Here is a 16,886-nt window from a genome sequence, read left to right as displayed (position 1 = left end):
CCCGGTCGCGGGGCCGCTCCTCCTCGTGCGCGACGCGGCGCGGCGCCACCGCGATCGGCCTGCGGCCGGCGGGTCAGACGTCGACCACCTCGTGCAGCCGCAGCCCGCGGTTCATCGCCCCGGCCGCCTTCGCCACCGCCGCACGCGGCAGCAGGCGCGGCACCCACGTGATCGCGCGGGTCAGCCCCCGGCCGGGATAGGACGCCGTGCGGCGCCGGGCGTAGTCGTCGAGCAGCCTGCGCGCGACGGACTCCGGTGAGTCGGCGAAGCGCGGGTTGATCGACGCCGTGGTGCCGTCGAAGAAGCCGGTCGCGATCGCACCGGGGTGGGCGGCCATGACGTGCACGCCCGTGCCGCGCAGCTCTTCGGCCAGTGCCTCGGTGAACGACAGGACGAACGCCTTCGTGCCGGCGTAGGTGGCCTGGTAGGGCAGGGGCTGGAAGCCGGCGGTCGAGGAGACGTTCACGATGCCGCCGGTGCCGCGGGCGACCAGGTCGCGGCCGATGGCGTGGGTCAGCTCGACGAGGCCGGCGACGTTCAGGTGCAGCGACAGCAGCTGAGGTTCGAGCGGGCGGTCGAGGAACGGGCCGGCGCTGCCCGCGCCGGCGTTGTTCACGAGCAGGTCGACGGTCAGGTCCCGGGCGCGCAGCTCGGCGAGCACCCGGCGCGGGCCGTCGGGGGTGGCGAGGTCGGCGGTGATGACCTCCGCACCACCGATCTCGGCGGCGAGCTCGCGCAGGCCGGACTCCGAGCGGGCCAGCAGGACCGGGCGCGCTCCTCTGCGTGCCAGGTCGAGGGTGAGCGCGCGGCCCAGCCCCTTGGACGCGCCGGTGACCAGTGCGGTGACACCGCGGTACTCGTGCCTCACGACAACCTCCACCAGTTCGAGACTCGAAGTACTCACGCTAGCAGAACACTTCGAGACTCGAAGCAAAGGTAGGATGCCGGTATGACGGCGGCCGACCTCACCGCGGCACTGGCCGCCACCCACGACGTGTGGATGCGCACGGCCGACCGGCTCGGGCCGGTGCTGGCCGAGCACCGCCTGACCACCGCGACCTTCCAGGCGCTGTGGGCGATCGACCCGGCAGAGCCGCCGCCGTCGATGAAGGTCATGACCGAGCGGCTGCACTGCAACGCGCCGAACCTCACGTTCGTCACCGGCCAGCTGCTCGACCGGGGACTCGTGGAGCGCAGCGTCGACCCGGCGGACCGGCGGTCGCGGGTGCTGAGCCTCACCGCGAAGGGGCGGCGGGTGCGGGACGAGGTGGTGCGGGCCGCGCTGGAGAACACTCCGCTGGCCCGGCTGGACGAGGGCGAGCTGCGGCAGCTCACGGCGTTGCTGGGCCGCGTCCTTCAGCCCGAGGGGTGAGTCCGGGTCACAGCAGCGCGCGCCACTCGTCCGCCCGCACGGCGGGACCGGCCGTCAGCCCGCACCCCCGCCACCCGGTCACGGCGCGGATGCCGTGCAGAGCGCCGAGGCTCCACACCTCCAGACCGTCCAAAGAGGCCAGATCGCACCGCTCCGGCCGCACCGCCACGCCCTGCCGACCGGCCAGGTCCACGACCAACCGGCGTGTCACGCTGTCCAGCACGGGCAGGCTCGGGTCGGGGACGCACAGCAGGTCCCCGCGCCACCACACGACCGAGCTGAGCGCGCCCTCCAGGACCGTGCCGGTGCCGGTGCACAGCAGCACCTCGTCCGCACCAGCGGAGGCCGCCGACACGCGCAACGCCTGCATCGCCACCAGGTCCGGCCCCTTCGTCCGCGGGTGGCGGCGCGGGTCCGGGCCTGGGTGCGGCAGCAGCACCACCTCCGCCGACGGCTCGGGAGCCGGTCGCAACCGCAGCCGCAGCCGGTGGTCGGCACCGCACTCGACGCGCGGGAACCAGCGGCCGGTGCGCGGCACCGCACCGACTGCGGAGTCCAGGAACCGGCGCACCGCCGCCGCGCCGAGCCCGGCCTCGCGCTCGCACGACGACACGAACCTGTCGTGGTGCAACGGGAGTGCGCGCGTCACGCCGTCCGAGACCAGCCACGAGTCCGCCACCAGCAGCGCGGCTTCACCGGGGTCCTCGGCCAGCCGGCCGTCCCGCCACAGGAAGGTGCCCACGTCTCCCCTCGCCCACGCCCCTACGCGCACAACGGAACCAGGAAGCGGGAGACGCTGCGCAGCTTCTCGGTCGTCTCCTCCAGCGCACAGCCGGGTTTCGCCGCCACGTCCGCACCGGCGCGCAGCCACGTGCGGCCGCCGTGCCGGAACAGACCGCGCAGCACCAGGACCGCGTCCAGCGAACCGTCCGGCTCGACCAGGACGACAGCGCCGCCGTACAGGCCGCGTTCGGGTTCGACCCGGTCGATCAACGCGCACGCCCGCGTCTTCGGCACCCCCGAGGCCGTGACGGCGGGCAGCAGTGCGGCCAGCGCGTCCCACGACGTGCGGCCGGCCGACAGCGCGCCGGTGACCTCGGCGGCCGGGAACTGCGCCACCCGCACCGAACCCGGTTCGCACACGCCGGCCAGTTCGGCGGCGGCCAGGCGCACCGCGACCGCGCGCTCGAACACCGCACCGGCGGCACGGCTCGGTTCCTCCCGCCACGCCACGTCGAACACCGGGTCGCCGCTCGACGGTGCCAGCGCCTGCGTCACGAGGCCGCGGGCGGTGTCGACCCTCGTCACGACCTCGGGGTCGAAACCGAGGACCTCCCAGCCGCCGAGGCGCAGCAGGGCCGACCGCGCCGGGTCGCCACCGCGCCGCCCGGCCAGGTAGGTCGCCGCGAAGTCGACCTCCCCCGGCACCGGCACGATCCTGGACAGCACCACCCGGTCCAGCAGGCCCGCCCGGATGTCGGCCACCGCCGCGCCGACCGCCGAGCGGTACTCCTCGGCACCGTGCGTCTCCACCGGTGCGCGCACCCCGGCCTCGACCACGTCCACAGTGGACACGTCGGCGAGCCGCTTCTCCAGCACGTCCAGCGCGGCCTCGTCGTCCGCGCGCAGCACCGCCGTGCCGTCGGCGAACCGGACCTCGGCGCGCGGCACGGCGAGGTGGCCGGTGCGTTCGAACGACACCCAGCCGTAGGCGGTGCGCCCGGCCAGGCGGGCCACGTCGGCGAGCCCGCCGGTGACGGTCTCGGCCTCGCCCTCCGCGAAGTGCACGGTGGCGCCGTTCTCGTGGACGACGTGCGGTTCAGCGGCGGTGCGGGCCAGTGCCGCGGCCGCCTCCAGCGCGTCGCCCGCGAAGGGCACGCTGCGCTCATGGGTACTCATCGGAGACCTCACCTGTGGGCGGGGCGGCGGCGGTCAGATCACCCCGGTTCTGAGCGCGTAGGCCACGGCGTGGGACCGGTTGCGGAAGTTCAGCCGGGTCGTGATGCCGAAGACGGTCTGCTTGATCGACCGTTCCGACAGGTGCAGCCGCGCGGAGATCTCGGCCGTGCTGCACCCCTCCGCGGTGAGCCGCAGCACCTCGACCTCCCGCTGGGTGAACTCCGCCTCCGCGGCACCGGCCGGGGCGCGGGTGATCGCCTCGACCTGCTCGGCGAGCCGCCTGCGCCGCTCGCCCAGCGTCTCGTCGCCGCTCACCACCGCGGCCAGCACGGCGCGGACCAGCTCGGCACCGGTCATCCGGCGCCGGGACAGCACGGTGACCACGTTGGTCCCGACCGACTTCAGGTCCGCGGTGCCGATCTCGTCGACGACCAGGACCGCCGGCACGGTGCCCGCCGTCACCCCGTACACCTCGGCCGCGACCTCGGCGGAGAACCGCCTCGCCCCCACGACCGCCACGTCGTAGCGGTCGTAGGGGTCGCCGTGCGCCTCGACCTCCCTCCTCGCGCGCAGGAAACCGACCAGCCCAGCACGGGTGATCGGGTCCCGCGCCTGCACCAGGACCGTCGCCGCGACCATCGCTGCACCTCACGTCGGAACGTCGAAAGCGTCGAGAACACCGGGAACCGGCGGCACTGCCGGACTGCGGGCTCAGATCACGCCGTGGCGCAGCGCGTAGGCCACCGCGTGCGGCCGGTTGCGCAGGTTGAGCCTGCTCGTGACGTTGTGGATCAGCTTCTTGACCGACCGCTCGGAGGCGCTCAGCTTGGCGGCGATCTCCGCGGTGTCGTGCCCGTCGGCCATGAGCTCGATGACCTCCACCTCCCTGGGCTTGAGCCCGGAGGCGCGCAGGCCGTGGGGGTCGAGCAGCTCCGCGTGCACCCGCCGGACGTGCCGGACGAGGTCGCCGGCCAGCGCGAACGGCAGCACCGCGCCGCCGCGGGCCGCGGTGAGCACCGCGGTGTGCAGCCGGTCGGCGGTGAACTCGGCGGCGGGCAGGACGGCCACGACGTTGCAGTCGACCGCCAGCACCACGTCGACCTGCTCGACCTCCCGCACCACCAGGACGACCGGCCGGTCGAGGAGCTGCCGCAGCTGCCGCAACGCCGCGGCCACGTCCACGGAGAGCCGGTCGGCGACGGCGACGACCACGTCCGCCCCCTGCCGCGCCGCGGCCGCGGCCAGCGCCGCCTCCTCGCGCACCTCGACCTCGGGGAAGGAACGCAGGGAGATGACGACGCCGGTTCTCGCGATGAAGTCCGCACAACACACGACGACGCGTGTGACGCCCATTCTTCTTTCCTCTCCCGCAAAAGAATTCAGGCGACTCCGAGCGTACGACACATCACCGAGGCCACCAAGGTCGTATCAATTGGCGTCCCGAAGAATGCGTCCCGCACCACTCGTCCGCAGCATCGGACATTGGTTTCCTACGCGAGTGCGCAGGTTGACAGCACACCGGCTCCCTGGACCTCCGGAATGCCCGGTTCGCCGGATTGGACGACAACGTTGCCGACCGGCAGAACATCACGGTTCAAACCTCCCCACCTGCGAGTTTGCCCACCTCGTTCCCCAAGGGGCACCGGCCTGATCCCCAAGGGGAAGTCATTCGACCGGCTGCGCCGACATCGTTGACAACGCCGCGGGAGGCCCCGCAGGATCACTTGACGCCGTCACTTGACCATTGCTGGTCGCCACGGTAATTCTGGGATCGGTCCCCGATTCAACCCGCGGTCACCGGCTGCACGGGAATGGGTGGGTGTCATGCACCACGGGCAGAACGACAAGTGGAAACGCGAGCAGCGACCGGCGAACTGCTGGACGCCCAGCTCGCTGCAGGCCAGGATCTTGGAAGGTGTCGCCGCGGGATTCTCCAGCGGGCGGTTGTCGAGGAGCTCTACCTCAGCCCGAAGACCGTCGACTACCACGTCCGCGTCATGTCGGACAAGCTGCAGGCGCCGAACCGGGTGGCGCTGGTGTCCAGGGCGTTCGTCCTCGACATCCTGCGCGCCGACACGTGGCCACCGCGGGTCGCGTGCGACACCGTGGACTGATCGCGACACCGCCCCGGCGGTCGTCACCGCTCCTCCCCCGCGTGAACGGCGCCGGCGTCGTCGATGCCGACCGGCGCCGCGTCGAGGCCGGCCAGCAGGTCCACCACGGCCCTCGTGATGTCCTGCGCGGTCAGCCCGCAGGCGGCGAGCACCTCCGCCCGCGAACCGTGGCTCAGGAACCGCCGCGGGATGCCGAACTCCCGCAACGGGGTGCTGACGTCGTTGTCCCGCAACGTCTGCGCGATCGCCGAACCGACACCGCCCGCGCGGCTGTTGTCCTCGACCGTGATCGCGAGCCGGTGCCGGCGGGCCACGTCGGCCAGCGCGGGGTTGACCGGCGTGACCCACCGCGGGTCCACCACGGTCACACCGATGCCCAGGGCCCGCACGCCGTCCGCGACCGCCAGCGCGAGTCCCGCGAGCGCCCCGACCGCGACGACCAGCACGTCCGACGGACCGGAGCGGCGCAGCACGTCGACGCCGTTGAACGTGGCGACGGCCGGCAGGTCGGGGCCGACCGGTCCCTTGGGGAACCGCAGCAGCGTCGGGCCCTCCGACCACGCCACCGCCTCGGCCAGCAGCTCGGCCAGCCGGGCGCCGTCACGCGGTGCCGCGATCCGCAGCCCCGGCACGACCTGCAGCACCGAGAGGTCCCACATGCCGTTGTGGCTCGGCCCGTCGTCACCGGTCACCCCGGACCGGTCGAGCACGAACGTCACCGGGCGCCGGTGCAGTGCGACGTCCATCAGCACCTGGTCCAGCGCGCGGTTCACGAACGTCGAGTAGATCGCCACCACCGGGTGCACGCCGCCCAGCGAGAGCCCCGCGGCCATCGTGACCGCGTGCTGCTCGGCGATGCCGACGTCGATCACCCGCTCGGGGTGCTTGCGCTGCAACGGGAGCAGGCCGGTCGGCTCGGCCATCGCGGCCGTGATCGCGACCAGGTCGGCCCGCCGCTCGGCCAGCTCGACCAGCTCCTGCGCGAACACCGAGGTGAACGACCGGCCGGAAGCCGGCAGCGGCTGACCGGTCCGCGGGTCCATCGGTTTGACGGCGTGCCCGAGGTCCAGGTCGTTGTCCTCGGTGTGGCGGAACCCCTTGCCCTTGGCCGTGACCACGTGCACGACGACCGGCCGGGCCAGGGCGGCCGCGTGCCGCAACGCGTCCTGCACGGCCGCGATGTCGTGGCCGTCGACCGGGCCGAGGTAGCCGAGCCCGAGCTGTTCGAACACACCGGGCCCGCCGCCGGCGCGCAGGTCGGCCAGGTGCCGGGCGAGCCCGCCGACCGTCGGCGCGTAGGACCGGCCGTTGTCGTTGAGGACGACGACGAGCGGCCGGTCCGGCCCGCCCGCGATGTTGTTGAGCGCCTCCCAGGCCATTCCACCGGTCAACGCCCCGTCGCCGACGACCGCGACGGTCGCCCGGTCACGCCGCCCGAGGTGGGCGTCCGCGCGTACCAGTCCGTCCGCATAGGACAGTGCGGTGGACGCGTGCGAGTTCTCCACGAGGTCGTGCTCGGACTCCTCCGGGTTCGGGTAGCCGGAGAGGCCACCGGAACGGCGCAGCCGGTCGAACCCGGCCTGGCGACCGGTCAGGACCTTGTGCACGTACGCCTGGTGCCCGGTGTCCCACAGCACCCGGTCGCGCGGGGACTCGAAGACGGTGTGCAGCGCGATGGTCAGCTCCACCACGCCGAGGTTGGGCCCGAGGTGTCCCCCGCTCGCGCAGACCCGGTCGACCAGGAACGCGCGGATCTCCCCGGCGAGGTCGCGCAGCTGCGCGGCGGTCAGCTCACGCAGCCGCGCCGGGTCGCGCACGGTTTCCAGCAGCGCCATGTCGAACAGAGCTCCTCATCGGGTGTGGTCGCTCTCGATCGGTCCTGACCGGTCACGCGGGTCCGCGCCTCATTCCCGGCCCGTTCCCGGATCCGGTTTTCCGGTGTCGCGCAGCATCCACCAATCCGCAGAATAGTCCCGGTCAGTCCCACCTCCGCGTTCCTTTGGGGTTTTTCCCAAAGTCGATCCCGCGCACTCCGGCGTCGTTGACACCGCCCGGACGGCGCCTCCACGATGGAATCCGCTCGCTATTCGCGAGGAATTCGGTCCACAGGCCATCCACCAACGCAGTCGTCGGCAACCGAGCCCTGGAGAAGTGACCGTGTCAAATCTTCCAAGTTCACCTCTGGCAGCGCTGGACCCCCAGGACGAGGTACGGGTAGTCGGCCAGTACTACGACGGCAAAACCGCCAAGCTCGTGCGCAAGTACGGGCCTGGACCGCGAATTCACTACCACGTGGGCTACTACCCGGACAGCCGGACGCCCGCGCACGCGCCCGGTGCGAGCCCGGAGGACATCCGCGGCAGCATCCGCGTCCACCAGGAGGGCCTGCTGCAGTACGCGGCGAAGGTCTGGGGCGCGGAGCACCGGCTGTCGGGCAAGGTCCTGGACGTCGGCTGCGGTCTGGGCGGCGGCTCGCTGTTCTGGGCGCAGGAGTACGGCGCCGACGTCACCGCGGTCACCAACGCGCCGGAGCACGCGCCGATCGTCGAGGGCTTCGCGCGGGAGGCCGGCGTGGGCGGGAAGGTCCGCTCGCTGGTCTGCGACGCCAACCGGCTCAGCGTGGACGACGGCCCCTACGACGCGGCGGTGGCGATCGAGAGCAGCGGCTACTTCAACCGCCCGCAGTGGTTCCAGCGGCTGGCGGACCTGATCCGCCCCGGTGGCAGCGTGTGCATCGAGGAGGTGTTCACGACCCGGCCCGGCGGTGCCGACGTGTGGGCGGAGTACTTCTACTGCAAGCCGGTCCCGGTGCGCGAGTACGTGCAGGCCGCGGAGGCGGCGGGCTTCGCCCTGGTCGACGAGGTCGACGTCACGGCGGAGACCGCGCCGTTCTGGGAGGAGAGCGCCGCCTGGACGAAGGCGGTCCTGGACACCGACGACAGCCTTTCGGCGGTCGAGCGCAGGAACATGCGGATCTCCCTGCTGGCGAACCAGGCGCAGGGCGCCGAATGGCGAGCGGGCGGCCTGACGCTCGGCTTCCTGCGCTTCGAGAAGAAGTGAAGGAGAAAGCTCCGCACCCGCGCTCGGCCGGAACTCCCCGGCCGAGCGTCCGCATGTCCACCCCGTTCCCGACGATTCGGAGTTCGTCATGACGATCGACCAGACTCCCGCCCATCACGCCGAGGTCCGCAACGTGTACGACGGGTTCGGCCGGGTCTACCGCTCCGTGTGGGGACCGAACATCCACTACGGCTACTGGGAGGACGACGCCGACGACAGCTCCGTCGAGGTCGCCACCGACCGCCTGACCGACCTGATGATCTCGGGTCTGGCCGCGCAGCCCGGCCAGCGGGTCCTCGACATCGGCTGCGGCATCGGCCACCCCGCGCGGCGGCTCGTCCGCACGAGCGACGTGCACGTGGTGGGCATCAGCATCAGCCACCTGCAGGTGGAGCAGGCGAACGACGACGCCGTCGCGGCCGGTCTCGGCGACAAGGCCACGTTCCAGTTCGCCGACGCCATGGACCTGCCGTTCCCCGACGGCTCGTTCGACGCGGCCTGGGCGTTCGAGTCGATGTGGCACATGCCCGACCGCGGCCGGGTGCTCGCCGAGACCGCCCGCGTGCTGCGCCCCGGCGGCCGGCTCGTGGTCGCCGACGTCGTCCAGCGCGAGCCGATCACCCCCGAGGGACAGGTGGTCATCGACCACGTCAAGGCCAACTACGGCGTGACGACCCTGGGCACGATCGACGAGTACGAGCGCAACCTCGCCGCCGCCGGTTTCGTCGACGTGGAGGTCCGCGACATCACCGACAACGTGATCCGCACCCTCCTGCTCATGGCCGACGCCTTCGAGACGGTCCGCGACAAGCTCGCCGACCTGGTCGGCGCCGAACAAGCCGATTCGCTCATTGACTTCGTGCGCCGGTTCGGGTCCATCCCGGAGAGCGGCTACATCTACGTCACCGCGGTCCGCGCCTGACCTGACGACGAGAAGAGCCCCGGCCACTCCTGGCCGGGGCTCTTCTCCCGTCGTCACTGCCGGACGCGCAGCTCGGTCAACGCCCGCAGCGGGAACACCGGCTTGTGCCGGTGCGACTGCCCCGGCGCCATGGTCAGGCCCGGCATCCTGGCGGCGATGGCCTGCACAGCGACCTCCAGCTCCGCACGGGCGAACGACGCCCCGAGGCAGAAGTGGATGCCGTGCCCGAACGCGAGGTGCGAGGACGACCCGCTGCCCGGGCTGAACGCGGCGGGGCAGGCGTGGACGCGGCTGTCCCGGCCGGCGGTGCCGTACAGCAGGAGCAGCCTGCTCCCCTCGGCCAGGTGCACGTCACCGACCACCACGTCACGGGTCGCCGTCCGGTACATGCCCGCCAGCGGGGCGTCGAACCGCAGCCCCTCCTCGACGAGGTCGCGGGTGTCGACCGTGCCGTCGGCGACCTCCGCCCAGCCACCGGGCGACCGCAGCTGGTGGTACACGATCGTGCCGAGCGCCTCCGCGCAGGTCATGTGGCCCGCGAAGATCAGCGTGGGGATCTGCACCGCGACCTCGTCGGCGGTGAGGGTGTTGCCCGCCCTGCCGTCGTGCAGCAGCTCGCTGATCAGGTCGTCCTGCGGGTGCGCCAGCCGGTCCCGCGCGAGCTCGCGGGCGAACGCGCCGAAGTCGACCAGTCCCTGCGCCCACTCCCGCAGCAGCTCGGGGTCGGTGTCGCGTTGCAGCATCATCAGCTCGATGCGCTGCTCCGACCACAATCGGCAGCGGTCGAGGTAGTCGTCGGGCACCCCGAGGCGCGCACACATCACCTCAAGGGCGTACGGCACCGCGAACGCCTCGATGAGGTCGAACTCGGCGTCGGCCGCGACCCGCTCGACGAGCTCCGCGGCGATCTTGCGCATCGTGGGTTCGAACGCCCTGACCTTGGCCGGGGTGAACCCGATGTTGAGCACCTCGCGAACCCTGGCGTGCGCGGGCGGGTCGAGCGAGCCGACGCCCAGGCCACCGTCACCGCGCCACGTCTTGAACATCCTGGCCACGTCGTCGGGCAGCTTCACCTTCGGACGCGGGTTGTGGTCGCGCGCCGAGTAGCTCTTGTCGTCCTTCAGCACGGCGAGCAGCTCCTCGCGCCGGCTGACGCACCACGCGTCGAGCAGCGGCGCGTAGAACACCGGCTCGTCGTCCCCGATGCCGGCCAGGAACTCGTACGGGTCGTCGCGGTGTTCGCCGTACGGGTCGAACGGCCTGCCTTCGCGCACTTTCCCGGAATCGGCTGACACAGCCATTTCGCCTCTCCAGCTGTCAGTGGAACCAGCAGCCACCAATCCGCAGAATATCCAGTTCCCGGTCGCACTCCGCGCACATTGGGGTTTTTCCCAAAGTCGAACAGGTGTGCGCGCCGAGTCGTTGACACCGCGGGAGCGGGTCGTTCAGGATGCTGATCGGAACCACCGCTCGAAATCCCGAGCACCACTCAGCGAACCAGTGGCGTTTTTTCGGTATTCAATTCGAGCGCCGGAGGGAAATCCGATGAGCACACCCGGCACCTCGTCGACCGCGCTCCTGTCGCCGGCGACGGTGCGGGCCGCGGTACTGCCCGTCGTCCGCCAGCAGGTGTCCGCGCTGGAACCGGCGCTGGCCAGGATCAGCTCCTACCACCTCGGTTTCACCGACGAGCACGGTGCGCCCAGCGACGCCGCGAGCGGCAAGCTGACCCGCGCGTCGCTGATGATGGCGGCGGCAGCGGGGGTCGGGCTGCGACCGGAGGACGTCCTCGCCCCGGCGGCGGCACTGGAGCTGCTGCACAACTCGACCCTGGTCCACGACGACATCATCGACGCGGACGACCTGCGGCGCGGGCGGCCGGCAACGTGGCGGGTGTTCGGCACCGGCCTCGCGATCCTCGCCGGGGACGCGTTGCAGGCGCTGAGCATCCAGATGGTCGTCGAGGACCCCGGTCCCGGCCGTGCCGAGATCGCCGGCGCGTTCGCCGAGGCCACCCGGCTGGTGCTCTCCGGCCAGTCCCGCGAGCTCACCGTCCGGCTGGGCCCGGACGCCGGGGTCGCCGGGGTCGCCGCGTACGACCGGATCGTGGAGGAGAAGACGTCCGCGCTGCTGGAGTGCGCCCTGGTGACACCGGCGTTGCGGGCGGGCAGCGCGGACCACGTCGTGGCCGCCCTGCGCGGCGCGGGCAGGCACCTCGGCCTCGCCTTCCAGATCGCCAACGACGTCGAGGACATCTGGGGCGACCCCGCGGTGACCGGCAAGCCCGTCCGCGGCGACATCGGGCGGCGCAACCCGTCCTTCCCCGTGCTGGCCGCGCTCGCGACCGGTGGTCCGGCCGGCGAGCGGCTGCTCGGGCTGTGGGAGTCCGACGACACCTCCGCGGCGCACCTGCGGGAGATGGCCGACCTCGTCGAGGAGTCCGGCGGTCGCCGCACCGCCGAGCGGACCTCCCGCGAGCACTTCGACTCGGCCTTGGCGCACCTCGCACGCGCCGGGCTGACCCCCGCGGCGGCGGCCGAGCTGGCCGCCCTGTTCGACCGCATCGTCCACCGCACCCCGTGAACCTCGATCCCGGCGGAGGTCGTCAGTGAGTACCCCGGTTCAACTGCCGTTCGAGCAGGAGGACGTGCTGCGGCTCGCACCGCGGTTGCGCGAGCTGCGGTCCCAGGGCTCGGTCCACCGGGTGCGCACCCCCGGCGGCGGCGCGGCGTGGCTCGTCACCGGGCACGCGCACGTGCGTCAGCTGCTCGACGACGACCGGCTGAGCCGCACCAACCCCGACCCGGCCGCGCAGGACCCCAGCTCGGCGCTGCTCGCGAGCCTGCTGGGCGGTTTCGCCACCGACCACGCCCGGATGCGCGCGCTGCTGGAACCGCACTTCTCGCCCGAACGCATGGCGGAGCTGCGCCCGTACGTCGAGAAGCAGACCGGACAGCTGCTCGATCGGCTCGCGGAGCGGACGCCACCGGTGGACCTGCGCGAGGCGGTGGCGCTGTCGTTGCCGATCCAGGTGATGTGCGAGTGGCTGGGCGTGCCGCAGGAGGACGAGGAGCGCTTCGGCGGCTGGACCAGGGACGCGGCCGGCGTCGGTGACCCGGTCCGGTCCAAGCAGGGGCTGGGCGGGTTGTTCGGCTACTGCCGGCAGCTCGTCGCCGACAAGCGGCGCACCCCCGGTGACGACGCGATCTCCCGGATCTGCGCGACCGAGGGCATCACCGACGACGAAGTCCTCGGGCTGACCGCGTTGTTGTTGTTCGGCGGCTACGAGACCACGGTGGCCCGGATCGGCACGAGCATCATGCTGCTGTTGTCCGATGTGGACCAGTGGCGGGCGTTGGTGGCCGACCCCGGTCTCGTGCCCGGTGCCGTCGAGGAGACGCTGCGGCTGTCGATGCCGAACCCGCACAACGGCGGCATGCCTCGGTACGCGGTGACCGACCTCGACGTCGACGGGGTCACGATCCGGGCCGGTGACCCGGTGCTGCTGAACATCATCGCGGCCAACCACGACGAGGCGGTCTTCCCCGGCGCCGACCGGGTCGACGTCACGCGCGACACCGCGGCCAGCCTGGTGTTCGGGCACGGCGCGCACCACTGCGTGGGGGCGGCACTGGCGCGGATGCAGCTGCAGGTGGTGCTCACCCAGCTCGTCACGCGGTTCCCGTCGCTGCGCCTGGCCGTCGGCGTGGACGAGCTGGCGCTGCGCACCGACACGCTGATCGGCGGTCTGGTCGAACTCCCGGTGACCTGGTGATTGGGAACCTGATGCTGCACAAGATATCCGCGGGCGTCGTCACGAAGAGCCCGGACCCGGTCCGCCCGTACCTGCTGCTGATGCGGCTGGACCGGCCCACGGGGTACGTCCTCTACCTGCTGCCCGGTCTGTGGGCCGTCGTGTTCGCCTCCGGCCACCGGCCGGACCTGCTGTCGGTGGCGGCCATCGCCGTCGCCGCGGTGTTGATCCGCGGCTTCGCCTGCGCCAGCAACGACGTGACCGACAGGGAGATCGACGCCCGCGTCGCCCGCACCGTGGGGCGGCCGGTCGCGGCGGGGACGATCAGCGTCCGCAACGGGGTCCTCTGGGGTGCCGCGCAGGCGTTGGCCGCGCTGCTCGTCCTGCTGCTGGCGAACGTCGAGACCGCACTGGTCGCGCTCGCCACGTACCCGCTGATCGTCGCGTACCCGTTCATGAAGCGCTTCTTCTTCTGGCCCTCGGGGTTCCTCGGGCTGGTGATGAGCACCTACGTGTTCGTCGGCTGGACGGCGGCGACCGGCGACACCGACTACCCGCCCGCGGTGTACGGCCTGTACGCCGCCGGGACGTTCTGGACGATGGTGCACGACGCCATCTACTCCCACCAGGACAAGGAGTTCGACCGGAAGATCGGTGTCAGGTCGTCGGCGCTGCTGTTCGGCGGGGCGACCAAGGCGTGGCTGTCGCTCTTCGTCGTGCTCAGCGTGGCCGGTGTGCTGTGGGCCGGTTCGCTGACGTCGATCGGGTGGGCGTTCTACGCGGTCGTGGTGCTGGCGGCGGCATACCTGGCGCACCTGCTGTTCCGGGTGGACCTGGACGACCCGAAGGCGTGCTGGGACACCTTCGTCGCCAACACGAACTACGGCTGGATCGTACTGGCCGCCGTGATCGCCGGGCAGTTCACGTGAGCACCGCGATGTGGCAGGGCGACGCGGTCGACCTGGACGCCTACCTGGCCCGGGTGGGCGTCGAGGGCGCGGTGGCGCCGGACCTCGACACGTTGCGGCGCCTGCACGTCGCCCACGTCGACGCGATCCCGTTCGACAACCTCGACCCGCTGCTCGGGCGCACCGAGGTGCCGCTGGACCTCGACCGCGTCCAGGAGAAGGTCCTGCGGCAGGGCCGCGGCGGCTGGTGCCTGGAGCAGGTCGTCCTGGTGGCCGCGGTGCTGGACCGCATCGGGTTCACGTTCACCGCCTTCGCCGGCCGGACCCGCATCCGCACCGGCAGCAGGGTCGGCCCGGCGCTGCACGTGGCCCTGCTCGTCGACCTGGACGGCGAGCGGTGGCTGCACGACGTGAGCTTCGGCGCCCACGGGCCGCACGAGCCGATCCGGTTCGCGCAGGACGCGCGGCTGGACGGCCCCTGGTCGTTCGACCTCGTGCGCGAGCCGACCGGTGAGCACGTGCTGCGCATGCTGCGGCCGGAGGGACCGGCGGAGCTCTACGGCTTCACCACCGACGTGCGCTACCCGTCGGACTTCGAGCTCCTCAACCACTTCTGCCTCACGCACCCCCGGTCCCCGTTCAACCACCGGATGGTCCTGCAACGCACGCGACCGGACGTGCGGCACCTCCTCGTCGGCACCACGCTCACCGAGCTGCGGCCGGGTGCGCCGGCGGAGGTCCGCGAGCTCGACGAGGCGGAGGCGCTGGCCGCTCCCGGGGAGGTCTTCGGGATCACCCTGGAACCGGAGGACGTCCAGCTCCTCGGGAAGACCTTGGCCGGCCCATGACGCGCACCCTGCTGGTGGACAACTACGACTCGTACACCTTCAACCTGTTCCAGCTGATCGCCGAGATCAACGGACGGGAACCGGTGGTCGTGGTCAACGACGACCCGGCGCTGCCCGAGCTGTGGCGGGAGGGCTTCGACAACATCGTCGTCTCCCCCGGCCCCGGCCGGCCGCAGCACCCCCGCGACATCGGCCTGGTCGGGGAGCTGCTGCGCCGCACCACGTTGCCGGTGCTCGGGGTCTGCCTCGGGCACCAGGTCATCGGGCACCTGGCGGGCGCGACCGTGGCCGCCGCACCCGAACCGCGCCACGGGCACCTCGCCAAGGTCTCCCACGACGGCGACCCGTTGTTCGCCGGTGTGCCGAGCGAGTTCGTCGCGGTCCGGTACCACTCGCTGTGCGTGCGGGAACCGCTGCCGGAGGAGCTCGTCCCGATCGCGTGGGCCGACGACGGGGTGCTGATGGCGTTGCGGCACCGGGACCGGCCGCAGTGGGGCGTGCAGTTCCACCCCGAGTCGGTCGCCTCCGGTTACGGTGCGGAGATCCTGCGCAACTTCGCCGAGCTGACCCGCCAGGCCCACCGCCGCGGTGAGCTGGAGCTCGTCAGCGCCGTCGTGCCGACGACCGCCGACGCCGAGTCGGTCTTCCTGGAGCTGTTCGGCGAGTCCACCCACTGCTTCTGGCTCGACAGCAGCCGGGTCGAGGAGGGGTTGTCCCGGTTCTCGTTCCTGGGCGACGTGTCCGGGCCGCACAGCGAGGTCGTGACCTACCGCTGCGGTACCGGCGTGGTGCGGGTGCGCGACGCCGGCGGGGAACGCGACGTGCCCGGCACCGTGTTCGACTACCTGGAACACCGGTTGCGCGAGCGGCAGGTCGCCAGCACCACCCTGCCGTTCGACCTCACCGGCGGGTACGTCGGCTACTTCGGCTACGAGCTCAAGGCCGACTGCGGCACCTCGAACCGGCACACCGCCGAAACCCCCGACGCGGCCTGGATGTTCGCCGACCGGGTCATCGCGTTCGACCACCGCGAGGGCCTGACCTACGTCGTCGCCGTGCACGACCCGGCGACCCGTGAGGACGCGCAGGACTGGGTGGACCGGACCGCGACCGTCCTCACCGGACTGCGCCAGGCCGGTGAACCGCCGGTCGAGCCCGCCGAACCGGTCGACGCGGCGGGGTTCCTGGTCCGCGACCGGGAGCAGTACCTCGCGGACATCGCGGAGTGCCAGCGGCAGCTGCGGCTGGGCGAGAGCTACGAGATCTGCCTGACCGACAAGCTGCACCTGCCGTTCCACGACGACGACACGGCGTTCTACCGGCGGTTGCGGCGGGCGAACCCGGCACCGTACGCCGCCCTGCTGCGCCTGGGCGACCTCTCGGTCTTCTGCTCCTCGCCGGAGCGGTTCCTGCGCGTCGAGCGCGACCGCACGGTCACCAGCAAACCCATCAAGGGCACCGCCCCGCGCGACAGCGACCCCGTGCGCGACGCCGAGATCGCCGCCACCCTCGCCTCCAGCGCGAAGACGCAGGCCGAGAACCTGATGATCGTCGACCTGCTGCGCAACGACCTGGGCCGGGTGTGCGAGGTGGGCAGCATCTCCGTGGACCCGTACCTCGCGGTCGAGAGCTACCAGACGGTGCACCAGCTCGTCTCCACCGTCCACGGCCGGCTCGGGGACGGGGTCGGCGCGCTGGACTGCGTCCGGCAGTGCTTCCCCGGCGGGTCGATGACCGGGGCGCCGAAGCTGCGCACCATGGAGATCATCGACGAGCTGGAGACGGAGGCCAGGGGCGTGTACTCCGGTGCCCTCGGCTACTTCGGCCTCTCCGGCGGCGCCGACCTCAACATCGTGATCCGCACGGCGGTGCGCGTCGGCGACCGGCTGACCATCGGCGCGGGCGGGGCGATCGTGCTCGACTCCGACGCCGCCGACGAGTACGAGGAGATGCTGCTCAAGGCCGCGGCGTCGCTGCGCGCCTGGCGTGCCCGGTCCCCGAGCTGACCA

The 16,886-nt window shown here is 72.1% G+C and carries 16 protein-coding genes; 9 read left to right on the top strand and 7 right to left on the bottom strand.

All coding sequences use genetic code 11. The features are described 5' to 3' along the window. Positions 1–73: 73 nt before the first annotated feature. Positions 74–868 carry an SDR family NAD(P)-dependent oxidoreductase gene (locus ACVDFE_RS21000; protein ID WP_458431534.1) on the bottom strand — a complete coding sequence of 265 codons (795 nt, stop codon included), beginning with the start codon at positions 866–868 and terminating at the stop codon, positions 74–76. 81 nt (positions 869–949) lie between these two features. Here ACVDFE_RS21000 and ACVDFE_RS20995 point away from each other — a divergent pair, with 81 nt between their 5' ends. Next, positions 950–1,372, top strand: coding sequence for a MarR family winged helix-turn-helix transcriptional regulator (locus ACVDFE_RS20995; RefSeq protein ID WP_458431533.1), 423 nt, complete (start codon positions 950–952; stop codon positions 1,370–1,372). A 7-nt stretch (positions 1,373–1,379) separates the two neighbouring features. Here the strand turns inward: ACVDFE_RS20995 and ACVDFE_RS20990 are convergent, their stop codons facing one another. The 4 genes from ACVDFE_RS20990 to ACVDFE_RS20975 form a co-directional block, all read right to left on the bottom strand. Then, positions 1,380–2,114, bottom strand: a complete 735-nt coding sequence (locus ACVDFE_RS20990; RefSeq protein WP_458431532.1) for an aminotransferase class IV — start codon at positions 2,112–2,114, stop codon at positions 1,380–1,382. A 20-nt stretch (positions 2,115–2,134) separates the two neighbouring features. After that, positions 2,135–3,271 carry a chorismate-binding protein gene (locus ACVDFE_RS20985; protein ID WP_458431531.1) on the bottom strand — a complete coding sequence of 379 codons (1,137 nt, stop codon included), beginning with the start codon at positions 3,269–3,271 and terminating at the stop codon, positions 2,135–2,137. 33 nt (positions 3,272–3,304) lie between these two features. Beyond that, entirely contained in the window at positions 3,305–3,910 is a 606-nt protein-coding gene (locus tag ACVDFE_RS20980; RefSeq protein WP_458431530.1) for a response regulator transcription factor, read from the bottom strand. Between the two features lie 72 nt (positions 3,911–3,982). Beyond that, positions 3,983–4,624 carry a LuxR C-terminal-related transcriptional regulator gene (locus ACVDFE_RS20975; RefSeq protein WP_360393279.1) on the bottom strand — a complete coding sequence of 214 codons (642 nt, stop codon included), beginning with the start codon at positions 4,622–4,624 and terminating at the stop codon, positions 3,983–3,985. Positions 4,625–5,118: 494 nt separating this feature from the next. On the opposite strand from ACVDFE_RS20975, the gene ACVDFE_RS20970 reads away from it, so the two are divergent. Beyond that, positions 5,119–5,385 (top strand): LuxR C-terminal-related transcriptional regulator, encoded by a 267-nt coding sequence (locus ACVDFE_RS20970; protein ID WP_458431529.1) that lies wholly within the window; start codon positions 5,119–5,121, stop codon positions 5,383–5,385. A 23-nt stretch (positions 5,386–5,408) separates the two neighbouring features. Here ACVDFE_RS20970 and ACVDFE_RS20965 read toward each other — a convergent pair whose 3' ends face one another. Beyond that, positions 5,409–7,220, bottom strand: coding sequence for a 1-deoxy-D-xylulose-5-phosphate synthase (locus ACVDFE_RS20965; RefSeq protein WP_458431528.1), 1,812 nt, complete (start codon positions 7,218–7,220; stop codon positions 5,409–5,411). 322 nt (positions 7,221–7,542) lie between these two features. Here ACVDFE_RS20965 and ACVDFE_RS20960 point away from each other — a divergent pair, with 322 nt between their 5' ends. Both ACVDFE_RS20960 and ACVDFE_RS20955 read left to right on the top strand, forming a co-directional pair. Next, positions 7,543–8,445: an SAM-dependent methyltransferase gene (locus tag ACVDFE_RS20960; protein WP_458431527.1), complete on the top strand. Its 903-nt coding sequence runs from the start codon at positions 7,543–7,545 to the stop codon at positions 8,443–8,445. 88 nt (positions 8,446–8,533) lie between these two features. After that, positions 8,534–9,367 (top strand): methyltransferase domain-containing protein, encoded by an 834-nt coding sequence (locus tag ACVDFE_RS20955; protein WP_458431526.1) that lies wholly within the window; start codon positions 8,534–8,536, stop codon positions 9,365–9,367. A gap of 53 nt (positions 9,368–9,420) precedes the next feature. Here ACVDFE_RS20955 and ACVDFE_RS20950 read toward each other — a convergent pair whose 3' ends face one another. Beyond that, positions 9,421–10,641, bottom strand: coding sequence for a cytochrome P450 (locus ACVDFE_RS20950; RefSeq protein WP_458431524.1), 1,221 nt, complete (start codon positions 10,639–10,641; stop codon positions 9,421–9,423). 271 nt (positions 10,642–10,912) lie between these two features. Between ACVDFE_RS20950 and ACVDFE_RS20945 the strand changes: the two genes are divergently transcribed. The 5 genes from ACVDFE_RS20945 to pabB are packed head-to-tail and all read left to right on the top strand — an operon-like array spanning position 10,913 to position 16,883. Further along, positions 10,913–11,950: a polyprenyl synthetase family protein gene (locus ACVDFE_RS20945; protein ID WP_458431522.1), complete on the top strand. Its 1,038-nt coding sequence runs from the start codon at positions 10,913–10,915 to the stop codon at positions 11,948–11,950. A 25-nt stretch (positions 11,951–11,975) separates the two neighbouring features. Then, a complete protein-coding gene (locus ACVDFE_RS20940) occupies positions 11,976–13,142 on the top strand; it encodes a cytochrome P450 (protein WP_458431520.1) in 1,167 nt (388 codons plus the stop codon). Between the two features lie 11 nt (positions 13,143–13,153). After that, on the top strand, positions 13,154–14,050 hold the full coding sequence (locus tag ACVDFE_RS20935) for a 4-hydroxybenzoate octaprenyltransferase (protein ID WP_458431519.1): 897 nt from the start codon (positions 13,154–13,156) through the stop codon (positions 14,048–14,050). Continuing rightward, positions 14,047–14,877: an arylamine N-acetyltransferase family protein gene (locus tag ACVDFE_RS20930; protein WP_360393252.1), complete on the top strand. Its 831-nt coding sequence runs from the start codon at positions 14,047–14,049 to the stop codon at positions 14,875–14,877. Before ACVDFE_RS20935 ends, ACVDFE_RS20930 begins: the two co-directional genes overlap by 4 nt. Continuing rightward, entirely contained in the window at positions 14,874–16,883 is a 2,010-nt protein-coding gene (pabB, locus tag ACVDFE_RS20925) for an aminodeoxychorismate synthase component I (protein ID WP_458431517.1), read from the top strand. Before ACVDFE_RS20930 ends, pabB begins: the two co-directional genes overlap by 4 nt. Positions 16,884–16,886: the final 3 nt, after the last annotated feature.

The organism is Lentzea chajnantorensis (assembly GCF_054300775.1).
The sequence above is the reverse complement of the archived record's forward strand: the minus strand, read 5'-3'. Positions and strand labels throughout refer to the sequence as shown.

What these genes read in the sequence shown, in the direction of transcription:
- pabB (WP_458431517.1), top strand. Translation starts at nt 14,874, where the DNA reads ATGACGCGCACCCTGCTGGTGGACAACTACGACTCGTACACCTTCAAC.
- ACVDFE_RS20980 (WP_458431530.1), bottom strand. Translation starts at nt 3,910, where the DNA reads ATGGTCGCGGCGACGGTCCTGGTGCAGGCGCGGGACCCGATCACCCGT.
- ACVDFE_RS20955 (WP_458431526.1), top strand. Translation starts at nt 8,534, where the DNA reads ATGACGATCGACCAGACTCCCGCCCATCACGCCGAGGTCCGCAACGTG.
- ACVDFE_RS20945 (WP_458431522.1), top strand. Translation starts at nt 10,913, where the DNA reads ATGAGCACACCCGGCACCTCGTCGACCGCGCTCCTGTCGCCGGCGACG.
- ACVDFE_RS20975 (WP_360393279.1), bottom strand. Translation starts at nt 4,624, where the DNA reads ATGGGCGTCACACGCGTCGTCGTGTGTTGTGCGGACTTCATCGCGAGA.
- ACVDFE_RS20965 (WP_458431528.1), bottom strand. Translation starts at nt 7,220, where the DNA reads ATGGCGCTGCTGGAAACCGTGCGCGACCCGGCGCGGCTGCGTGAGCTG.
- ACVDFE_RS20935 (WP_458431519.1), top strand. Translation starts at nt 13,154, where the DNA reads ATGCTGCACAAGATATCCGCGGGCGTCGTCACGAAGAGCCCGGACCCG.
- ACVDFE_RS20995 (WP_458431533.1), top strand. Translation starts at nt 950, where the DNA reads ATGACGGCGGCCGACCTCACCGCGGCACTGGCCGCCACCCACGACGTG.
- ACVDFE_RS20985 (WP_458431531.1), bottom strand. Translation starts at nt 3,271, where the DNA reads ATGAGTACCCATGAGCGCAGCGTGCCCTTCGCGGGCGACGCGCTGGAG.